Raw genomic sequence first — 19,260 nt, 5'->3', positions numbered from 1 at the left:
CCTCCGGATTGGCGGTTTTCTGCGGCTTTCCGGGAATTGTGGAGCGGGTAGCGGGAATCGAACCCGCATAGCCAGCTTGGAAGGCTGGAGCTTTACCACTAAGCTATACCCGCTCATGGCCGTGGCAGCGCCCATGCCATTGATGGCGGCCTGAGGTCAATATGGCGCGGGCCTCAGGTGGCGGGGGCGACCGGCATATTGTCGATCAACCGCGTCCCACCGATCCGGGCGGCGACGAGCAGGCGGGCGGGGTTCTTTCCCGGGGCTGCAAGCGGGGCGAGTGTCGTGGCATCGGCCAGCACCGCGTAGTCGACGCTGGAAAAGCCCGCCGCGATGATCTCGGCCTGCAACTGCGCCAAGGCATCCGCGCCGGGCGCACCTCCCTCCATCGCGGCAATCGCGGTCTGCATCGCGCGCGGCAGGGCGGCGGCGGCGGCGCGCTGATCGGGGGTGAGGTAGCGGTTGCGGCTGCTCATCGCGAGGCCGTCCGCCTCGCGCACCGTGGGCACGCCGATGATGTTGCCCACCTGCGGCGCGGTGAGATCGAGATCGCGCGCCATCGCCCGGATCACCGCGAGCTGCTGGAAGTCCTTCTCCCCGAAAAACGCGAGGTCGGGCTGCACCTGATTGAACAGCTTGAGCACCACCGTCGCCACTCCGTCGAAATGGCCGGGACGGGCCGCGCCGCAAAGCCCGTCGCTCACGCCCGACACGCCGACATTGGTGACGAAACCGGGCGGATACATCGCCTCCACCCCCGGAGCCCAGAGCAGTGCGCAGCCTTCGGCCTCGAGCATCGCGGCATCGGCGGCCAGCTGGCGCGGATAGGCATCGAGATCCTCGTTGGGGCCGAACTGCTTCGGGTTGACGAAGATCGAGGCGACCACGCGATCCGCCTCGGCCCGCGCGCGGCGCACCAGCGTGAGGTGGCCTTCGTGGAGCGCGCCCATCGTCGGCACCAGCGCGATGCGCGCGCCGCTGTTGCGCCATTGTCCCAGAGTGGTTCTCAACACTCCCAGCGACTTGACCGTTTGCACCTGCGCGCCTCCAAGGATACACCGAAACCGTGCCCTAGCGGCGCAAGCTGTCCCAATTCAAGCCGCTCCGCCTTCGAGCTTCGCGAAGAGACCTGCCATGTCACCCGCTGCTGCCAGCGCCCAACCATCCGATCCCGTGCTCGCCGGGCGCCGCTTGCGTCAGGGGCAGGCGCACCGGATCGTGTTCGCCAACGAGAAGGGCGGGACGGGCAAGTCGACCACGGCGGTGCACGTGGCGGTGGCGCTGTCCTATCTCGGCGCGCGGGTAGCGGCGATCGATCTCGACCCGCGCCAGCGCACCACGCACCGCTATATCGAGAACCGGCTGAACACGCTCGAAAAGCGCGGCCTCACCCTGCCGACCCCGGAATGCGAGGTGTTCCGCGGCGAGACCACCGGCGATCTGATCGCGATGATCCGGCGGATGGAGGCGACCTGCGATTTCCTCATTATCGACAATCCGGGGCGCGATGACCCGTTTGCCCGCGTTGCGGTGGAGCACGCCGACACGCTGGTGACGCCGATGAACGACAGCTTCGTCGATTTCGATCTGATCGGGCAGGTCGATGCCGAGACCTTCAAGGTGCGCAAGCTTTCGTTCTTCGCCGAGCTAATCTGGGAAGCGCGGCTCAAGCGCAGCCGCATGACGATCGAGCAGCAGCGCCCGGAGATGGACTGGATCGTGGTCAGAAACCGCACCGGCCACGTCGAGGCGCGCAACCAGGCGCGTCTGCACAAGGCCTTGAATGAAATGGCCAAGCGGGTCGGGTTCCGGGTGACGCAGGGCCTCAGCGAACGCGTGATCTACCGCGAGCTGTTCCCCAGCGGGCTGACCCTGCTCGACAAGGGGCATCTGGGCGAGCTTGGCACCAGTCACCTCGTCGCCCGGCAGGAACTGCGCGCGCTGGTCAAGACCCTGAGCCTGCCCGCCTTCGATCCCGAGCAGGGCGCGCTGGAGCTGGCCTGATGCTGCCGAAAATCCTCATGTTTGCAATCGCGCTGAGCGTGTTCTGCCGCTGGGCGCTGGGCAAGTGGCCGTGGGAGTATCTGCGCCCCGCGCCCACACGCTCGCAGGCAATCTTCCGCGCGCGCAAGCTGCTGGGGGTCGAGGCCGGTGCCCCGCGCGAGGAGATCATCCTCGCCCATCGCCGGCTGGTGACGCTGGTGCATCCCGACAAGGGCGGCACCACCGCGGCGATGCAGGAGGCCAATGCCGCGCGCGATCTGCTGCTGTCCGAACTGCCGGGTGCGCCGATCGCCGGGCCGGACGATGATTGGCCCCCGCAATCGCAGGATTGACACAAACGCGCGCCACGGGTTTGACGGCTCTGGCCGCACGGATGGGGCATAGTCGCGCGCGCCGATCCTTTCGGCGCAAAGCGACAGGCCCATCCCTCAGCGCCCAAAGCTAAAAGCCACGACCGCCCCTCACCCCGGCGGCGCCATGATGCGGCGACACCACGCCACAAGGAGCCTCTTGCGATCATGCAACACCACTTCCACCCCACCGTGCTGCGTGAATACGACATTCGCGGGATCATCGGCGAGACGCTGGGCGCGGATGATGCGCGCGCGATTGGGCGGGCCTTCGGCACGCTGCTGCGCGAGGCGGGCGGAACGACGGTGGCGGTGGGCTATGACGGGCGCGTCAGCTCGCCGATGCTCGAACACGCGCTGGTCGAAGGGCTGACGGCGAGCGGGTGCGATGTGGTGCGGATCGGCATGGGGGCGACCCCGATGCTCTATTACGCCGAAGCCTCAGCCGAAGAGGTGGATGGCGGCATTCAGATAACTGGCAGCCACAATCCCCCCAATTACAACGGCTTCAAGATGGTATTTATGGGTCGACCGTTCTTCGGCGCCGATATCCAAAAGCTCGGGAAACTGGCAGCAGACGGAGCCTTCGCCAGCGGCATGGGCGCGGTCAGCACGCGCGACATCCTCGGCGAGTATGTCGAGCGCCTGCTCGAGGGGCTGGCCGGGATCGATCCCGAGGCGCTGCAGAATCTCCGCGTCGGCTGGGATGCCGGCAACGGCGCTGCCGGCCCCGCGCTGGAGGCTCTCGCCGCGCGGCTGCCGGGGGAACATCATCTGCTCTTTACTGAAGTTGACGGACATTTTCCCAACCACCATCCTGATCCGACTGTGGAGGCCAACCTTGTCGATCTGCGCGCGCTTGTCGCGGACAAGAACCTCGATTTCGGAGTGGCTTTCGATGGCGACGGCGACCGGATCGGCGCGATCGACGGCACGGGCCGGGTGATCTGGGGCGATCAGCTGCTGATGATCTATGCCGAGGATTTGCTCAAAACCCGCCCCGGATCCACGATTATCGCCGATGTGAAGGCCAGCCGCGCGCTGTTCGACCGGGTCGACGAACTGGGCGGGACGCCGCTGATGTGGAAGACCGGCCACTCGCTGATCAAATCCAAAATGAAGGAAACTGGCGCGCCGCTGGCGGGCGAGATGAGCGGGCACGTGTTCTTTGCCGACGAATATTACGGCTTCGACGATGCGCTTTATGCCGGAGTGCGGCTGCTGGCAGCGGCGGCGCGGCTTGGCAAGTCGGTGACCGAGCTGCGCGGTGCGATCCCGCCGATGCTCAACACCCCCGAACTGCGCTTTCAGGTCGACGAGACGCGCAAGTTCGCCGCCATGGCCGAAATCGCCGAGCGGCTGACCACCGCGCCGGGGCCGGAGGTCGAAAGCGTCAACGCCACCGATGGCGTGCGGGTGAACACCGCCGACGGCTGGTGGCTGCTGCGCGCCTCGAACACGCAGGATGTGCTGGTGGCGCGGGCGGAAAGCGACACGCCCGAAGGGCTGGAGCGGCTGCTGGCGCAGATCGACGCGCAGCTGGCCGCTTCGGGGCTGGAGCGCGGCGAATCCGTCGGGCACTGATGCGTTTTCCGAAGCCGCTGGCGCGGCCGGAAAAGCAACGCTCACGCGCCGCGCGGGCTTGGTGCCGTTCCGGCACGGATCGCGCCATTCTCCCCGCAATTGCAATTGCCTGACGCGAAGCCCACGCTATGACGAGCGACATGATCGTCGGGATTGACCTTGGCACCACCAACAGCGCGGTTGCGCTGTGGCAGGACGGTGCGCCGCAGCTGGTGCCCAATGCACTCGGCAAGGAACTCACGCCTTCTGCCGTCAGTCTTGCCAAGGGCGGACAGGCGTGGGTGGGCGAAGCCGCGCTGGACCGCATGGCAACCCATCCGGCGGACACCGTCACCAGTTTCAAACGGATGATGGGCACTGCCAGCACGGTGACGCTGGCAGGGACAAAGCTGACGCCCGAAGACCTCTCGGCGATGGTGCTGCGCAGCCTGGCCGACGATGTCGAGGCGGCGACCGGCACCCGGCCCATGGGCGCGGTCATCACTGTCCCGGCCTATTTCAACGAGCGCCAGCGCCGCGCCACCCGCCGCGCGGGCGAGATCGCGGGCCTTGAGGTCAAGCGCCTGATCAACGAGCCCACCGCTGCGGCGCTCGCCTTCGGCCTCACCGACCGGGGCGATCGCGAACCCTTTCTGGTGTTCGACCTTGGCGGGGGCACCTTCGATGTCTCGATCGTCGAGATGTTCGAAGGGATCGTCGAGGTCCGCGCCTCTGCGGGCGACAATCGCTTGGGGGGCGACGATTTTGACGAAGCGCTGGTGCGGCTGGTCGAGCCTGTGCTCGAGAACGGGGCGGCGTTGGGCACCCTGCCCGCCGACAGCCGCCGTGCGCTGCTGACCCTCGCTGCCGAGCGCACCCGACGCGCGCTGAGCACCGCCGAAGAGGCCGAATTCAACGTGGTTGCCGATGGCACCCCCGTCACCGCGCGGGTCACCACCGAAGACTTCGAGGAAGCCGCGGCGGGCCTCGTCAAGCGGCTGCGCGATCCGGTGATCCGGGCGCTGCGCGACAGCCATATCGATGTGAAGGCGCTGTCGGACATCGTGCTGGTCGGCGGGGCGACGCGGATGCCGGTGGTGAGGAAGGCGCTGACCCGGATGTTCGGCCGCTTTCCCAATGCCACCGTCCACCCCGATCACGCGGTCGCGCTGGGCGCAGCGATTCAGGCGGGGCTCCTGTCGGGCGGAGACGGGCTGGAGGAAATCCGCATCACCGACGTCGCGCCCTTTACGCTCGGCGTGAACAGCGCCACCCGCGACGCGCACGGCCGGTTGCACGACGACATCTTCGCCCCGATCATCGAGCGCAACACCCCCGTGCCGGTCAGCCGGGTGGAGCGGTTCTTCACCCTCGGCGACAACCAGCGCAAGGTGCTGTTCGCGGTCTATCAGGGCGAAGCGCGCGACGTGAAGAAGAACGTCAAGCTGGGCGAGCTTGAGGTGCCCGTCCCCCCGCGGCCCGCAGGCGAGGTGAGCGTCGACGTGCGCTTCACCTACGACACCAGCGGGCTGCTCGAAGTCGATGTCGCCGTGCCCGCCACCGGCCTCACCCGCAATCTGGTGATCGTCGACGAGGAAGACCGGCGCAGCAAGAAGGATATCGAAGCGCGGCGCAAGGCTCTGGAAAAGCTCAAGGTCCACCCGCGCGACGAGGCCGAGAACGTCGCCATGCTGGCGCGCGCCGAGCGGGCTTACGAAGGCTTCACCGGCCCGGTGCGCGACTTTATCGGGCAGGCGCTGACCGAGTTTCAGGGCGCGCTCGACAAGCAGGATGCGCGCATCATCGCCGACGCGCGCGAGGCGCTGGCGCAGCTGCTCGACCAGATCGAGGCCAATCCGCCGGTATGACGCGCGCCTTTCCGTGGAGCCGGCTCGGGATTGATCCCACCAGTGATGCGGGCGCGATCCGCAAGGCCTATGCCGATGCCCTGCGCGCGATCAATGTCGATGAGGACATCGCCGGATATGCCGAATTGCGCCGTGCGCGAGATCAGGCGCTGTGGCTCGCCAAGCAGGATCAGCGCGAGGAAGAGGACGATTTCGGCCTCGGTGACCTCGATGGTGACGATGGCTCGGATGGGGGCTGGGATGAGGACGATTGGGACGGGAATGACGGCGCGTGGGACGTCGCGCCCGGCATCCAGACCCCGCTCCCCGGCCCCGAACCGGAGCTCTCGCCCGGGCAGTTGCGCGCGCAGGCGGCGTGGAAAGACCTGCACGCCGTGCTCTATCCCAATGGCCTACAGAGCGACGAGGCAGTCACCCACGCCGAACTGGACACCGGGCTGGCCGCGCTCGATGCGCTTTTCATCCGCGCCGAGGAAGCCGATCTTGCCGAGCACGATGCGCTCGACGACGCGCTGGCCGAGCTCTTCGCACGCACCTGGCCGCGTTCTGCGCCTTTCGTGGAACCCGCCAACACCGCCTTTCACTGGCTGGACGAGGCCGGCGCGCTGGAGGAGCGCGCGGCGCTGCGGTTCCTCAACCAGCGGCTCAAGGGGATGCGCTTTCACGAGAAGGTGCAGCAGCCCGATCACCCGCTCAACAGGGCATGGACCGAGCTGTCGCGCCCCGGCACGGCGGGGATGCTCGACCGGCTGAAGGTCAAGCGGGTCGAGGTCGACAAGCTGCTGGGCGGCATCCGCACCCGTTATCCCGAACTGGAAAGCTATCTCGATCCGCAGCGCGTTGCCTCGTGGGACAGGGTCGGGTCGCTGGAGGGCAGCCCCGACGGCACGGGGCCCAATGTGGTGCGCTGGATCTTCATTCTGGTGCTGGTGGGATCGATGCTGGCACGGCTGGGCAGCGCCATGTCGGAGAGGGACAATGCCGGCGATCAGCCTTCCGAAGTGGCGGTCGCCGAGGCGCTGCGCGAGGCCAATTTCGTCGTCGCGACGACCGCCATCTTCGGGGAGGGCACAGATGTGGCCGCGGTGCGCAAGGCCGATCCGCCGTTCGCCTATCAGCTAAGGCTGGCGATGGGACAGGGCGCCACACCGGAAGCCGCGCTCGCCTTTGCCCGCAACAAGGCGGTGCAGAGCGCCGAGGTGGCCGAGTTCGACGAGTTGGTGGCGCTGGCCGAGTTGAAGCAGCTGTGGCTCTTCGCGGCCATCGGTTCGCCAGAACAGTGCCGTCAGGTGCTGGAAGGCGATTTCCAGAGCCAGCCGCTGGCGCTCGACAAGCCCGGGCGCATGCGCGAAATGCAATTGCTGCGCCGGCTGCTCGATGCCGGCGTGCTCGGGCATCGCGGCAAGGCGGGGGAGCGGACCTTCAGCGTGCCGGGCTGGATGGTCGATGAGGCAATGGAGCGCACCGGGCTGGGTCCGGACGAACTGGGCGCCGCGCTGCGCGATCCGGCCCACCCGTCGCGCTGCCGGGTCGAACTGGCGTTGCGCACTGCGATGCTTAAGCAGCCGGGCCGCGTGCCCGCCGATCTGCTGCGCTGGCTGTGACTGCCCGCACCCCGGGGCTGGCGCAAGCGGCGGCCCTGCGGCACTAGTAATGGTCTGAAACGGAGAGATTCGATGAAACCCCTGCGCCTGATCCTTGCCACGGCTTCTGCCCTTTCGCTGCTGGCCGCCCCGGCCACCCTCGCCGCGCAGGATACCGAGTCCGAAGCGATGGCAGAGGCCGCACCCGCCGACGACATGGCTGAGGAAGAATGGGCCGAGGATGAAGGGGCCGACGATCCGATGGCCGCGCTCGCCGGGATGATGGGCGCGACGATGATCGAGGTCGAACCGCTCACCGCCGAACAGCAGGCGCGCGTGCCCGCTGCCGAGAAAGTGATGGCCCGTATCTGGCCAGAGGGTGCTGCGGCTGAAATGTCGCAGAACATGTTCGGCGGAATGTTCGGTGGATTTGGCGACATGATGCCGACCGGGGCCAAGGCCGGTCTAGCGGCGCTCATCGGCCTCAGCCCCTTCGATCTGGAAGGGATGACCGACGAGCAGGCCACCGAGGCTCTAGGCCTGTTCGATCCCGTGTGGGAGCAGCGTGAAACGGCGATCAAGGCGATGGTGCCGGAGCTGACGGGTGAGATCATGGGCCTCGTCGAGCCGCCGATGCGCCGCGCCATGACCGAGCTTTACGCGATCCGCTTCACTGCGCCCGAACTTGCCGCGATCGATGCCTTCTTCGCGACCGACACCGGCGCCAAATATGCCCGCGAATCGCTCTCGATGGCGAGCGACAAGCGGATGCTGGCGGCCAGCATGGAAGCCATGCCCGAAATGTTCGCGATGATCGGCCAGATGGAAGAGCGCATGAAGGCGCGCACCGAAAGCCTGCCCGCCCCGCGCAGCTTTGCCGATCTCAGCCCTGAGGAACGCGCCAAGGTCGCTGCGCTGACCGGCTATTCGGTCGAGGAGATCGAGGCCAATCTCGAAGTCGACGCGGTCATGGCAGCGACGGAAGAGGCGACCGTCGATTGACGTGATCGAGCCCGAGCGGGACGCCCCCTCCCCCGCGCTCCCACCCGACATCGCCGCCTGGTTCGCCGGGCGCGGGTGGCGGGTGCGGCGGCATCAGACCGACATGCTCGCCAAGGCGCAGCAAGACCGCCATGCGCTGCTGGTGGCTGACACCGGCGCGGGCAAGACGCTTGCCGGGTTTCTGCCAACCCTGTGCGACTTCGCGGGCGATGCGGTGCCGGGAGACGGTCTCCACACACTCTACGTCTCGCCGCTGAAGGCGCTGGCGCAGGATGTGAAGCGCAACCTGCTGACCCCTAATGAAGAGATCGGGCTGCCGATCCGGGTCGAGACTCGCAGCGGCGACACGCCTTCGGACCGCAAGAAGCGCCAGCGCGAGCGCCCCCCGCATATCCTGCTGACCACGCCCGAGAGCCTCTCGCTGCTGCTGTCCTACCCCGAAAGCGCCGATCTGTTCGCGGGGCTGAAGCGCATCGTTATCGACGAGGTCCACGCCTTCGCCACCGACAAGCGCGGCGATCTGCTGGCGCTGAGCCTCGCGCGGCTCCACGCGCTCGCCCCCGAGGCGCAGCGGGTGGCGCTGTCGGCCACGCTCGCCAATCCGCGCGACTTTCAGGAATGGCTCGCCCCGCAGACCGGTGAGGCTGGCAAGATCGCCGCCGCCGACCTCGTCATCGGCGAGGAAGGTGCCGAGCCCGAAGTCGAGATCCTGCTCCCCAATGAGGAGCGCGTGCCGTGGGGCGGCCACGCCGGGCGCTGGGCGGTGCCGCAGCTGATGGAGGCGATCAAGGCCAACCGCACCACGCTGGTCTTCACCAACACGCGCTTCCTCGCCGAGTTCATCTTCCAGTGCCTGTGGGAGGAGAATGACGACAACCTGCCGATCGGCATCCACCACGGCTCGCTCTCGGTCGAGGCGCGGCGCAAGGTCGAGGAGGCGATGGCGCGCGGCGATCTTCGCGCGCTGGTGTGCACCGCCAGCCTCGACCTCGGGATCGACTGGGGCGATATCGACCTCGTCGTGCAGATGGGCGCGCCCAAGGGCTCCTCGCGGCTGCTCCAGCGGATCGGGCGTGCGGGCCACCGCTTGGACGTGCCGAGCCGCGCGGTGCTGGTGCCGGGCAACCGCTTCGAATTTCTCGAAGCGATGGCGGCCAAGGACGCGGTCGACGCAGGGCAGCGCGATGGCGAGGCCTTCCGCCCCGGAAGCCTCGATGTGCTCGCCCAGCACGTGATGGCCTGCGCCTGCGCAGGGCCCTTCCACGAGGACGCGCTGCTCGCTGAAGTGCGCAGCGCGCTGGCCTATAGCTGGGTCGACGAAGCGACCTTCGCCCGCGTGCTGGGGTTCGTTTCCAACGGCGGCTATGCGCTCAAGGCCTATGACCGGTTCCAGCGGATCGTGCGGGGCAAGGACGGGGTGTGGCGGCTCGCGCATCCCAATCAGGCGCAGCGGCACCGCATGAACGCAGGGATCATCGTCGATAGCGAGATGCTCAACGTCCGCTTCAAGAACGGCCGCAGTCTCGGCAAGGTCGAGGAGCGTTTCGCGGCGCAGCTCTCCCCCGGCGATACCTTCTTCTTTGCCGGCATGAGCCTCGAGGTCGAGGGCGTGAAGGACATGGACGTCACCGTCCGCGCCGCCAAGAAAAGCGCCACGATCCCGAGCTATGGCGGGCTGCGCCTGCCGCTCACCACGCATCTGGCGACGCGGGTGCAGGCGATGCTGGCGGACCGCGCGGGCTGGGGGCGCTTCCCCGACGATGTGCGCGAATGGCTGGAGATGCAGGCCTGGCGCTCGCGTCTGCCCGCGCCGGGCGAGCTGCTGGTCGAAAGCTTCCCGCATGGCGGCAAGCACTACACCGCCTATTACACCTTCGAGGGCTGGAACGCGAACCAGTCGCTGGGCATGCTGATCACCCGGCGGATGGAGGACCGCGGCCTGCTCCCCGGCGGATTCGTGGCGAACGACTATTGCCTTGCGGTGTGGGGGTTGAAGCCGGTGACCGACCCCGCCCCTCTGCTTTCACCCGATATCCTCACCGGCGAATTCGTCGAGTGGGTGACCGAAAGCCACCTGCTGCGCCGCGCCTTTCGCGAGGTGGCGGTGATTAGCGGCCTTGTCGAGCGCCAGCATCCGGGGCAGCGCAAGACCGGCAAGCAGGTCACCTTCTCGACCGACCTGATCTACGACGTCCTCCGGAAATACGAGCCCGATCACGTGCTGATCGAGGCCGCCTGGGCCGATGCGCGCGCGCGGATGACCGATGTGGGCCGCCTCGCTGACCTGCTCGAACGCTCGGAGCGCGAGCTGGTGCACGTGACGCTCGACCGGGTTTCGCCACTCGCGGTTCCGGTAATGACGATGATCGGCCGCGAGGCGGTGCCGCAGGGCGCGGTCGACGACGAGCTGCTGCTCGAGGCCGAGGGGCTGATCGCCGCCGCAATGCGCCCCGACACGCCGCTGGAGGGGGATGGCTGACGCCGATGTTCCACAAAGGATTGTGCCTGCGGCACAGCTTCGCTTCCACGTGAAACATTAGCAGAACTATGCGGCGCCATCAGCGATCAGAAGTCGCGGTATCTGTCGTTGCCGATGAAGGCGAAGCTCTGCGCGCCTCCGTCCTTGATCAGGGCGATGGTGTGGGCGGCCACATCATAACTGGCGAGCGCGTCCGGCGCGAACCGTAGCAGCGGTTCCTGCTCCAGCGCGCTGGCCGCCACGACCTGCGCGCGCAGTTCGCCGGGGGTGACGGGCGCGCCGTTCCACGACAGGCGATCGGCCGCGTCGATGGCGATGGTGTTCTGATCGAGCACCGGCAGGGTCGGGCGGAGTGGATCGCTGGGCAGATCGACCGTGGTGACATTCACCGGCATCGGGATGGCGAGGATCAGCATGATCAACAGCACCAGCAGAACATCGATGAAGGGGGTGACGTTCATGTCACCGATCGGGCGGGGGCGGGCATTGTAGCGGTTGGGGCGGATGACTTTGTGGGGCATGGTCAATCTCCTCGACGATGAGGCGGCAAATCTAACCCATAAACAAGAGGTTGCCTAACGCGTACCGGTATGCGCCCTGCTACCGAAAGGGCCGCGGTTCGGCGCGGCCATGAAAAAAGGGCGCCGCGATTCTTCGCAGCGCCCCTTTTTCGTATCCTTGCCCCGAAAGGCGCGGCTTACTTGCTGAAGTCGCGATACTTGTCGTTGCCGACGAAGCCGAACTTGGTCACGCCCGACGACTTGATGTCATTCAGCACCTTGGCCGACAGGTCATAGCTGGCCTGCGCTTCGGGCTCGAACTGAAGCTCGGGCTCTTCCGGCAGGGCCAGGCTCTGCTGGAGCGTGAAGATCAGCTCTTCGCGGGTCAGAACGGTGCCGTTCCAGAAGATCTCGTCATTGGCCGACAGGACCAGCTTGTTCTTGATCGGATCGATCGGCGGCGGATTGGTCGGCGGCTGCGGGGTCGGAAGATCGATATCGACCGAGTGCGTGGCCACCGGGATGGTAATGATAAACATGATCAGCAGAACGAGCAGAACGTCGATCAGCGGGGTCATGTTCATGTCCATCATCGGCTCGCCGTCGAGCTTGCCTCCAGACATACCCATGGTGTTTTCTCCTTAGATTGGCTTGCGCTCTCAGTTCGGATCGACTGGGTTCGAGATGAACCCGACGATCGGGTAGCCGGCGGCCTGCACACGGTAAATCGCACCGGCCACGCAGGACCACGGGGCGTTGACATCGCCGCGGATGTGCACCTGCGGGATCTTTTCCGGATCCGCCTGCAGCGCTTCCGGCCCGCCCGCGCGCTTCACGATCGCGTCGAGCTTCTTGAAAGCTTGATCCTGAAGTTCCTGGGAATCGACCAGCGTGATGTTGCTGATGTAGATTCGGCACTGGCCGTTGCGCGAGGCACCGGCATAGCCGGCATCCCCGGCCATGCGACCAGCATCGTCGGTCGCGCTGACGGTGATCAGCAGGTTTTCGACCTTGTCCTTAGACTCATCCGATTCGAACACCGGAATTTCCAGCTTTTCGATCGTCTGGATCGCCACCGGAACCGCGATGAGGAAGATGATCAGGAGCACCAGCATCACGTCCACCAACGGAGTGGTGTTGATGTCGGACATGGGGGTATCGGCCCCGCCTCCCGTAGAAATCGCCATTGTGAATTCCTAGCCTGTCAAAACATTGACGTGGTTTGCCTGCCCGGTCGCAGCGACTGTGCCTGACCGGGCAGCGGCGGGAGAACCTTAAAGAGGCCCCCCGCCGCACGCAGGCGATGACGATCAGGACTTGTTGAGCGTCGGGTTGGCGGCCGGCTTGGCAGCGGGCTTCGCGGCCGGGGCCGGAGCTGCAACCGTGGTCGGCTTCACGGCGCCGTTCGAGTTCATGTAGGCCAGCAGGTCGGTCGAGAAGGTGCTCAGCATGGCCGCGATCTTGCGGTTGCGCGACTGCAGCCAGTTGAACGCGAACACCGCGGGCACAGCGACGAGCAGACCGATCGCGGTCATGATCAGCGCTTCACCGACGGGGCCGGCGACCTTGTCGATCGAGGCGTTACCGGCGATGCCGATGTTGATCAGCGCGCGGTAGATCCCGATCACGGTGCCGAGCAGACCCACGAATGGCGCGGTCGCACCAACGGTGGCGAGAAACGGCAGACCGCCCGCGAGCACGGCGTTGATCGAATCTTCCGAACGCTGCAGCGAACCGTGCATGTAGTCATGCGATTCGAGGCTGTCGGTCATCTTGTGGTGATCTTCCTGGGCCTTGACCGCATCGTCGGCCAGCTGGCGCCAGGGGCTGTCCTTGTCGAGCTTGGTCGCGCCTTCCCTGAGGCTCGGCGCACGCCAGAACGACGTCTCGACCGACTTGTACTGCTTCATCACCTTGTTCTGTTCGAACAGCTTGGTGAACATGATGTAGAACGAGCCGACCGACATGATGATCATGATGGCAAGGATCGACCAGGCGACCGGGCCGCCTTCCTTCATGGCTTGGACGAAGCCGAACTGGCTCTGGGGCGCTTCCCCGGCGGCGGCGGCGAGAAGGTAAAGGTTCATTGCGAATAGTCCTTTTGAAAAGTTGTCCTGCGACCGGGAGGCGTGGCCTCCGGCCGGATTGATCGGTCAGTTCAGCCTGTAGGTAATGCGCGTCGACCACGGTGCGTTGATCGGCTCACCCGCATCGTTCAATGCGGGCTCGAAGCGAGCGTAGCGTTCCACCGCCTTGCAAGCTGCATCGTCGAGGATGCTGGAACCGCTCGACGAGGTGACCGAACATCCGGTGGCCCGGCCATCGGCGGTCACGGTAACGCGCACGCCCACGGTCCCTTCGATTTCCTCACGCGCGGCGCGGCTCGGGTAATCGTTGGTGATGCGCTGCACCCAGCCGCGTTCGCCCTTGGTCTTCACCCCGCGCGCCTTGGAAGGCACCTTTTCCTTGACGGGCTCACCCACAGGCGCATCGTTGTTGGTGCTCGCCTGCTTGATAGGTTCGCCTTTCGGCGTTTCCTTCTGGGTCGTCTCGGACTTGTTGGGGGTCGGAAACTCGAACGGCATCTGCGGCACGTTAGGCGGCGGCGGCGATGTCACTTCGGGAATATCTTCCGGCGGCGGCGGCGGCGGCTCCTCCTCGGGTGGCGGCGGCTCCTCTTCCTTGACGTTCACGGTGGTCACACGTTCGACCATTTCCTTGACGGCATCGACCGTCAGAAAGAGGACCATCCCCGTCCCGACACCACCGACAATCGCAAGCGCGATAATCAGGGCGACAAGCTTGGGGCCGGTCAATCCTTGTTGTTGGCTAGCGTAGGACATCCAGCGCTTTCTCTCCAATTACTAGCCGATCATGCGATCGGCACACTCACCACCCCTCCTGCCTTTACGGCGGGTTGGTGGATCCCGGTCATTTCGGTCCTCCCACACCAGGTAAAGAAACACGGGCCAGCGCAATACGCATGGCCCGAAACCTTCCCCGGCCGGTACATTCTGAGCAATTGGGCCCAGCCTGCAACCTGAACTGTTCGCGCGGCAATGTCCCCAGTCCCGTGCGATCAGATATTCGGGCTTTAACGGGCAACCCCTACCCGATCAAACGCTTTTGCGGTTCAGGGCTGATTCACTGCGAATCATGTGCAACAAGTGATGGTGAAGCGGTGTCGTCGCGATGCTGCGGGCAGGCCACCGCCGGGTAACAGGTTAAGGATGAATTAATGCCGTTTTTCAAGGTTATGAAGATGTCGGCAGGTGTGCTCGGCGCGGCGCTTGTGGTGCCGATGGCGGGCCATGCGCAGACCCCGGCTCCGGCCGCCGCCGCAGCGTCAACCGGGCCGACCTATGCCGATCTGGCGACCTTTTCCGAGGCTTCGGAGCTGGTCATCCGCGCGCAGATTCGCCGCCAGACCGCGCTGAAACCCGAACGCGCGCCCGGCCTCGCACCGGGATTCGCGCGGCTTTATGTCGAGGCCCAGACCATCGCCCTGATCGCCGGACGCAGCAGCGTGGGCGGCACACTGGCCTATCTGGTCGACGTGCCGCTCGATGCGAAGGGCAAGGTGCCCAAGCTGAAAAAGCAGGACTTCGTGCTGTTTGCCCGCAGCGTGCCGGGCCGCGCGGGGCAGGTGCAGCTGGTCTCCCCGACCGCGCAGCTGGCCTATACGCCGGAACTCGAAGCGCGCCTGCGCCCGATCCTGACCGAGCTCTACGCCGCCGAAGGCCCGCCGCCGCGGATCACCGGGATCAGCGATGCGCTGGCGGTGTCCGGCACCTTGACCGGCGAATCGGAGACGCAGATTTTTCTGGCAACCGAAAACCGCTCACCCGTGTCGATCACCGTGCTCCGCCGCCCCGGTCAGCAGGTGCAATGGGGCGTGTCGTGGGGCGAGATCATCGATTCGTCGGCGCGCCCGCCCCAGCCCGAAACGCTGCGCTGGTATCGCCTCGCCTGCTCTCTGCCTGCGCAGCTGCCGAGCAATGCCAATCTCGCGCGCGAGGCGGACGAGCGGCGGCTGGCGGCAACCGACTATGCCTTCGTGCGGCAGGCGATCGGCCCTTGCGAGCGGCGCATCACCGAAGGCTGATGGGGCCTATGCCCGCTTGACCGCGCGCGTGGCACGGTTAAGCGACCCCTCGCGTTACCAACGGAGGGCCGCTTGACCACCACCGCACCGTCCATGACTGCACCCTTGCGCATTGCCATCGCCGGGCTCGGCACTGTGGGCGTGGGCGTGATCCGCTTGCTCGACACCAATGCCAAGCTGATCGCCGCGCGCGCCGGTCGCCCGATCGAGGTGGTCGCCGTCAGCGCGCGCGAGCGCGGCAAGGACCGCGGGGTCGATATCAGCCGCTTCGCCTGGGAAGACGACATGACCGCCCTCGCCCGGCGCGACGATGTGGACGTGGTGGTGGAGCTGGTCGGCGGGTCCGACGGCCCGGCGCTGGCCTGCTCGCGCGCCGCGCTGCGGGCGGGCAAGGGGCTGGTCACTGCCAACAAGGCGATGATCGCGCATCATGGGCTGGAGCTGGCCGAAATCGCCGAGGCGAACAACGCCGCGCTCAAGTTCGAGGCGGCGGTGGCGGGCGGCATCCCGGTGATCAAGGGCCTGCGCGAAGGCACCTCGGCCAATGCGCTCACCAAGGTCTATGGCATCCTCAACGGCACCTGCAATTACATCCTCTCCGAGATGGAAGCGACCGGGGCGGACTTCGATGTCGTTCTGGCCGAAGCGCAGCGGCTGGGCTTTGCCGAGGCCGATCCCGCCTTCGACATCGAGGGCGTGGACGCGGCGCACAAGCTGGCGATCCTTGCGGCGATCGGCTTCGGCACGCGGGTCGATTTCGGCGGCGTGCGGGTGACCGGCATCACTGAGGTGCGCAGCCACGACATCACGCAGGCCGATGCGCTCGGATTCGTGATCCGGCTGATCGGCGAGGCCGACGTCGAGGAGACGGCAGAGGGGCCCCGCCTGCTCCAGCGCGTGCGCCCGTGCCTCGTCGCCCGGGGCCATCCCCTCAGCGCGGTCGACGGCCCCACCAACGCGGTTGTGGCCGAGGGCAACTTCTCGGGCCGCCTGCTGTTTCAGGGCGCAGGCGCGGGCGACGGGCCGACCGCGAGTGCCGTCGCCGCAGACCTCATCGACATCGCGCGCGACGAGGTGGGCGCGCCCTTCTCGATCCCCTGCGCCCAGCTTGTCGCCATGCCCCCGGCCGAACCCGGCCACCGCCCGGCGCGCACCTATATCCGCTTCATGGTCAAGGACCGCCCCGGCGTGCTCGCCGAGATCACCGCTGCGCTGCGTGACGGAGACGTCTCGATCGAGAGCCTGATCCAGCAGGGCCGATCACAGAGCGGGGGCGAGGTGATGGTGGCAATGGTGACGCATGAGGGTCCCGAGGCCCATGTCGCCAAGGCGCTGGCGCTGCTCGAAGGCTCGGAAAGCCTCAGCGGCGATCCGCTGGTGCTGCCGATCCTGCCACTCTAACGTTCGGGCACCTCGGGCAGGCCCAATTCCTCCTCGACCCGGCGACGCGCCTCGTCCGACAGCGGCGCGTCGTCGTCCTTCAGCGGCTCAAGCCCCTGCGCCACCCGCTCGGCGTCCGAGCCTGCGGGCGGGGTCGGGATGGCTTCCACATCGATGATCAGCGCCGGGTCTTTCGGGCAAGGGCCGATGAAGCACAGCCCGCTGACCGTGGGCGGCCCGCGGAAGATCCCCGGCCCGGCGACATCGGGGGGAGGGATGGTCCCCGCATTCATCGTCCGCTCGGCATAATCCTTCAGCCACGCCTCGCGGCTGCCGCTGTAGAGCTGCGAGGTGTCTGCCGGAAGCTCGCGGCACACCACGATCTCGCCCGCCACCACCCCGACATCGCGCAGTTCCTCGCATTCCTTGAGCTGCACCGCATCGGCGGCCTCGGAGGTCTGGGGGCTCGCGAGAATGTCGATCTGCTGCGGCGGGCCGGAGGTCGGGGCATCGGGGCCGAGGTCGATCGGAATGCGCTCCGGTTCGGGCGGCGCGTCGGGCGCGGGGCGCTGCGGCAGGCGGGTCGCCTCGCGCGGGGTCGCCTCGCGCGGGAGCGGCAGGCGCAGGGTCTGCTGGGGCGGCACCTGCGGCCCGACCTGCACCTGCGGATCGGTGGCGACCTGCGCGGCCAGCGCGGCGAGGAGAAGGGCGAGGGGCACGCCGACCGCTCCGTCAGCCGCCCTTTTTCTTGTCGCGTGGCGGCGTGGTGGTCTTGATCCCCAGCGCCTCGCGCCGCGCCCGTTCCTCTTCCTCGGTCAGCTCGCGATCCTGATCCAGCGGAGCGAGCCCGCGCGCGATCCGGTCGGCATCGGAACCGGGGGGTGCCGTGGGCAGCGCCTCGACATCGATCAGGATCGCCGCCGGCGGCGGCTTGCCGAAGCCGATCGGGTTGCCGTGATTGGCAATGCCGAAGGCTTCCGGCGCGCGCGGGGCGCCCTTGAGCATGGTCTCCTGCGCATAGCGCTTCTGCGTCGCCGCGCGGTCGCCGGTCAGCGCGCTGGTATCGTTGCCGAGCCCGCCGCACACCACGATCTCGCCGCTGAGAGTGCCCGCATCGGTCTCGTCCCGGCATTGCTGGAGCGCGGCCTCGTTGACCTCCTCGCGCGGCACGGTGACCGTCAGATTGATCTTCGGCGGCGGCGCTGCGGGCGGCGGAGTCGCGGCGCTGTCATCCTGCGCGGCCACAGGCGCGGCTATGAGCGCGGCGATCAGCGCAAGGTGACTGCGAAAACGGGGGCCGACAGACGTTGCATTGCTCGACAAACCCGTCTCCATCCGCTTAAGCGCCGGGGTGATACCTGCTGGCACGCAACCAGAGCGAAGAAGGGCTGAATTGCACATGAACTCAACCATCGATACCGCCGCCGCCGCTGCCGCACAAGCCGCCAGCGACAACGCGATCCAGCGCGTGCTGGTGCTGGAGATGGTGCGCGTGACCGAAGCTGCCGCGGTCGCCGCTGCGCAGCTGATCGGGCGCGGGGACGAGAAGGCCGCCGATGCCGCCGCGGTCGAAGCGATGCGCCGCGCCTTCGACAACCTCTATATCGATGGCACCGTGGTGATCGGCGAAGGCGAGCGGGACGAGGCCCCGATGCTGTTCATCGGCGAGAAGGTCGGCATGGGCAAAGGCCCCAAGATCGACATCGCGCTCGATCCGCTCGAAGGCACCACCATCACCGCCAAGGCCGGGCCCAATGCCCTCGCGGTGCTGGCGGCGGCGGAAGAAGGCTGCCTTCTGAACGCGCCCGACACCTATATGGACAAGCTTGCGGTCGGCCCCGGCTATCCCGAAGGCATCATCGACCTCGCCAAATCGCCAACCGCGAACGTCTGCGCGGTCGCCAATGCCAAGGGCGTGAAGCCTTCCGACATCAACGTCTGCGTCCTGGACCGTCCGCGTCATGCCGAGCTGATCGCCGAGCTGCGCGCACTTGGCTGCGGCGTTGTGCTGATCGGCGACGGCGACGTGGCGGGCGTAATCGCGGTGACCGACGAGAACACCACGATCGACATGTACATGGGCCAGGGCGGCGCGCCCGAGGGCGTGCTGGCGGCAGCGGCGCTGCGCTGTGTCGGCGGGCAGTTCAACGGCCGGCTGGTATTCCGCAACGAGGACGAGAAAGCCCGCGCGCGCAAGTGGGGGATCGAGGATCTGAACCGCATCTACAAGCTCGAAGACCTCGCCAAGGGCGACTGCATCTTCGCTGCGACCGGCGTGACCGACGGCTCGCTGCTGGGCGGCGTCAAGCGCCGCCGCAAGCCGACCGGCGAGACGATCCTGACGACCGAGAGTGTGGTAATGCGGGCCAGTTCCGGAACCGTTCGCTGGATCAGGGGCGAACACCGCATCGGGTGACGGGTTTCGG

Annotated in this window: 18 protein-coding genes and 1 tRNA gene; 10 read left to right on the top strand and 9 right to left on the bottom strand. The window is 67.0% G+C overall.

Translation table 11 applies throughout. From position 1 onward, the window contains the following. Positions 1–39 precede the first annotated feature (39 nt). Positions 40–113: transfer RNA gene (locus BZF59_RS04575), tRNA-Gly, on the bottom strand. Positions 114–173: 60 nt separating this feature from the next. Then, a complete protein-coding gene (gene panC / locus BZF59_RS04570; protein WP_086607051.1) occupies positions 174–1,037 on the bottom strand; it encodes a pantoate--beta-alanine ligase in 864 nt (287 codons plus the stop codon). Positions 1,038–1,134: 97 nt separating this feature from the next. Here panC and BZF59_RS04565 point away from each other — a divergent pair, with 97 nt between their 5' ends. The 7 genes from BZF59_RS04565 to BZF59_RS04535 all read left to right on the top strand — a co-directional run bounded on the left by BZF59_RS04565 (position 1,135) and on the right by BZF59_RS04535 (position 10,849). Then, positions 1,135–2,004 carry a division plane positioning ATPase MipZ gene (locus BZF59_RS04565; RefSeq protein ID WP_086607050.1) on the top strand — a complete coding sequence of 290 codons (870 nt, stop codon included), beginning with the start codon at positions 1,135–1,137 and terminating at the stop codon, positions 2,002–2,004. Beyond that, on the top strand, positions 2,004–2,336 hold the full coding sequence (locus tag BZF59_RS04560; RefSeq protein WP_086607049.1) for a J domain-containing protein: 333 nt from the start codon (positions 2,004–2,006) through the stop codon (positions 2,334–2,336). The genes BZF59_RS04565 and BZF59_RS04560 overlap by 1 nt, the downstream gene beginning before the upstream one ends. Before the next feature lie 186 nt (positions 2,337–2,522). Further along, positions 2,523–3,938, top strand: a complete 1,416-nt coding sequence (gene pgmG, locus BZF59_RS04555) for a phosphoglucomutase/phosphomannomutase PgmG (RefSeq protein WP_086607048.1) — start codon at positions 2,523–2,525, stop codon at positions 3,936–3,938. 128 nt (positions 3,939–4,066) lie between these two features. Further along, the gene (locus BZF59_RS04550) at positions 4,067–5,785 is read left to right on the top strand and encodes an Hsp70 family protein (RefSeq protein ID WP_342744111.1); all 1,719 of its coding nucleotides are present in this window, start codon (positions 4,067–4,069) and stop codon (positions 5,783–5,785) included. After that, the gene (locus tag BZF59_RS04545) at positions 5,782–7,389 is read left to right on the top strand and encodes a hypothetical protein (RefSeq protein WP_086607047.1); all 1,608 of its coding nucleotides are present in this window, start codon (positions 5,782–5,784) and stop codon (positions 7,387–7,389) included. The genes BZF59_RS04550 and BZF59_RS04545 overlap by 4 nt, the downstream gene beginning before the upstream one ends. A 72-nt stretch (positions 7,390–7,461) precedes the next feature. Beyond that, on the top strand, positions 7,462–8,370 hold the full coding sequence (locus BZF59_RS04540) for a DUF2059 domain-containing protein (protein WP_086607046.1): 909 nt from the start codon (positions 7,462–7,464) through the stop codon (positions 8,368–8,370). A gap of 1 nt (position 8,371) precedes the next feature. Then, a complete protein-coding gene (locus BZF59_RS04535; RefSeq protein ID WP_245806017.1) occupies positions 8,372–10,849 on the top strand; it encodes a ligase-associated DNA damage response DEXH box helicase in 2,478 nt (825 codons plus the stop codon). A gap of 86 nt (positions 10,850–10,935) precedes the next feature. Here the strand turns inward: BZF59_RS04535 and BZF59_RS04530 are convergent, their stop codons facing one another. The 5 genes from BZF59_RS04530 to BZF59_RS04510 all read right to left on the bottom strand — a co-directional run bounded on the left by BZF59_RS04530 (position 10,936) and on the right by BZF59_RS04510 (position 14,099). Next, entirely contained in the window at positions 10,936–11,370 is a 435-nt protein-coding gene (locus BZF59_RS04530) for an ExbD/TolR family protein (RefSeq protein ID WP_245806016.1), read from the bottom strand. Positions 11,371–11,546: 176 nt separating this feature from the next. After that, positions 11,547–11,978 carry an ExbD/TolR family protein gene (locus BZF59_RS04525; protein WP_086607045.1) on the bottom strand — a complete coding sequence of 144 codons (432 nt, stop codon included), beginning with the start codon at positions 11,976–11,978 and terminating at the stop codon, positions 11,547–11,549. A gap of 30 nt (positions 11,979–12,008) precedes the next feature. After that, a complete protein-coding gene (locus BZF59_RS04520) occupies positions 12,009–12,536 on the bottom strand; it encodes an ExbD/TolR family protein (protein ID WP_211277346.1) in 528 nt (175 codons plus the stop codon). A 123-nt stretch (positions 12,537–12,659) separates the two neighbouring features. Beyond that, positions 12,660–13,436 (bottom strand): MotA/TolQ/ExbB proton channel family protein, encoded by a 777-nt coding sequence (locus tag BZF59_RS04515; protein ID WP_086607043.1) that lies wholly within the window; start codon positions 13,434–13,436, stop codon positions 12,660–12,662. A 66-nt stretch (positions 13,437–13,502) separates the two neighbouring features. After that, the gene (locus tag BZF59_RS04510) at positions 13,503–14,099 is read right to left on the bottom strand and encodes an energy transducer TonB (protein WP_245806015.1); all 597 of its coding nucleotides are present in this window, start codon (positions 14,097–14,099) and stop codon (positions 13,503–13,505) included. Between the two features lie 488 nt (positions 14,100–14,587). On the opposite strand from BZF59_RS04510, the gene BZF59_RS04505 reads away from it, so the two are divergent. Next, the gene (locus BZF59_RS04505) at positions 14,588–15,454 is read left to right on the top strand and encodes a hypothetical protein (RefSeq protein ID WP_245806014.1); all 867 of its coding nucleotides are present in this window, start codon (positions 14,588–14,590) and stop codon (positions 15,452–15,454) included. A 93-nt stretch (positions 15,455–15,547) separates the two neighbouring features. Further along, complete coding sequence (locus BZF59_RS04500; RefSeq protein ID WP_086607041.1) at positions 15,548–16,855, top strand: homoserine dehydrogenase; 1,308 nt, start codon at positions 15,548–15,550, stop codon at positions 16,853–16,855. On the opposite strand, the gene BZF59_RS04495 is transcribed toward BZF59_RS04500, so the two are convergent. Both BZF59_RS04495 and BZF59_RS04490 read right to left on the bottom strand, forming a co-directional pair. Next, positions 16,852–17,553 carry a hypothetical protein gene (locus BZF59_RS04495; RefSeq protein WP_086607040.1) on the bottom strand — a complete coding sequence of 234 codons (702 nt, stop codon included), beginning with the start codon at positions 17,551–17,553 and terminating at the stop codon, positions 16,852–16,854. The two genes, BZF59_RS04500 and BZF59_RS04495, sit on opposite strands and share 4 nt — an antisense overlap. 13 nt (positions 17,554–17,566) lie before the next feature. Continuing rightward, positions 17,567–18,169 (bottom strand): hypothetical protein, encoded by a 603-nt coding sequence (locus BZF59_RS04490; RefSeq protein ID WP_143738091.1) that lies wholly within the window; start codon positions 18,167–18,169, stop codon positions 17,567–17,569. 64 nt (positions 18,170–18,233) lie between these two features. Here BZF59_RS04490 and glpX point away from each other — a divergent pair, with 64 nt between their 5' ends. Then, the gene (gene glpX, locus BZF59_RS04485) at positions 18,234–19,250 is read left to right on the top strand and encodes a class II fructose-bisphosphatase (RefSeq protein WP_086607038.1); all 1,017 of its coding nucleotides are present in this window, start codon (positions 18,234–18,236) and stop codon (positions 19,248–19,250) included. Positions 19,251–19,260: the final 10 nt, after the last annotated feature.

Source organism: Erythrobacter donghaensis (assembly GCF_002155425.1).
Lineage (GTDB): Bacteria > Pseudomonadota > Alphaproteobacteria > Sphingomonadales > Sphingomonadaceae > Erythrobacter > Erythrobacter donghaensis.
The sequence above is the reverse complement of the archived record's forward strand: the minus strand, read 5'-3'. Positions and strand labels throughout refer to the sequence as shown.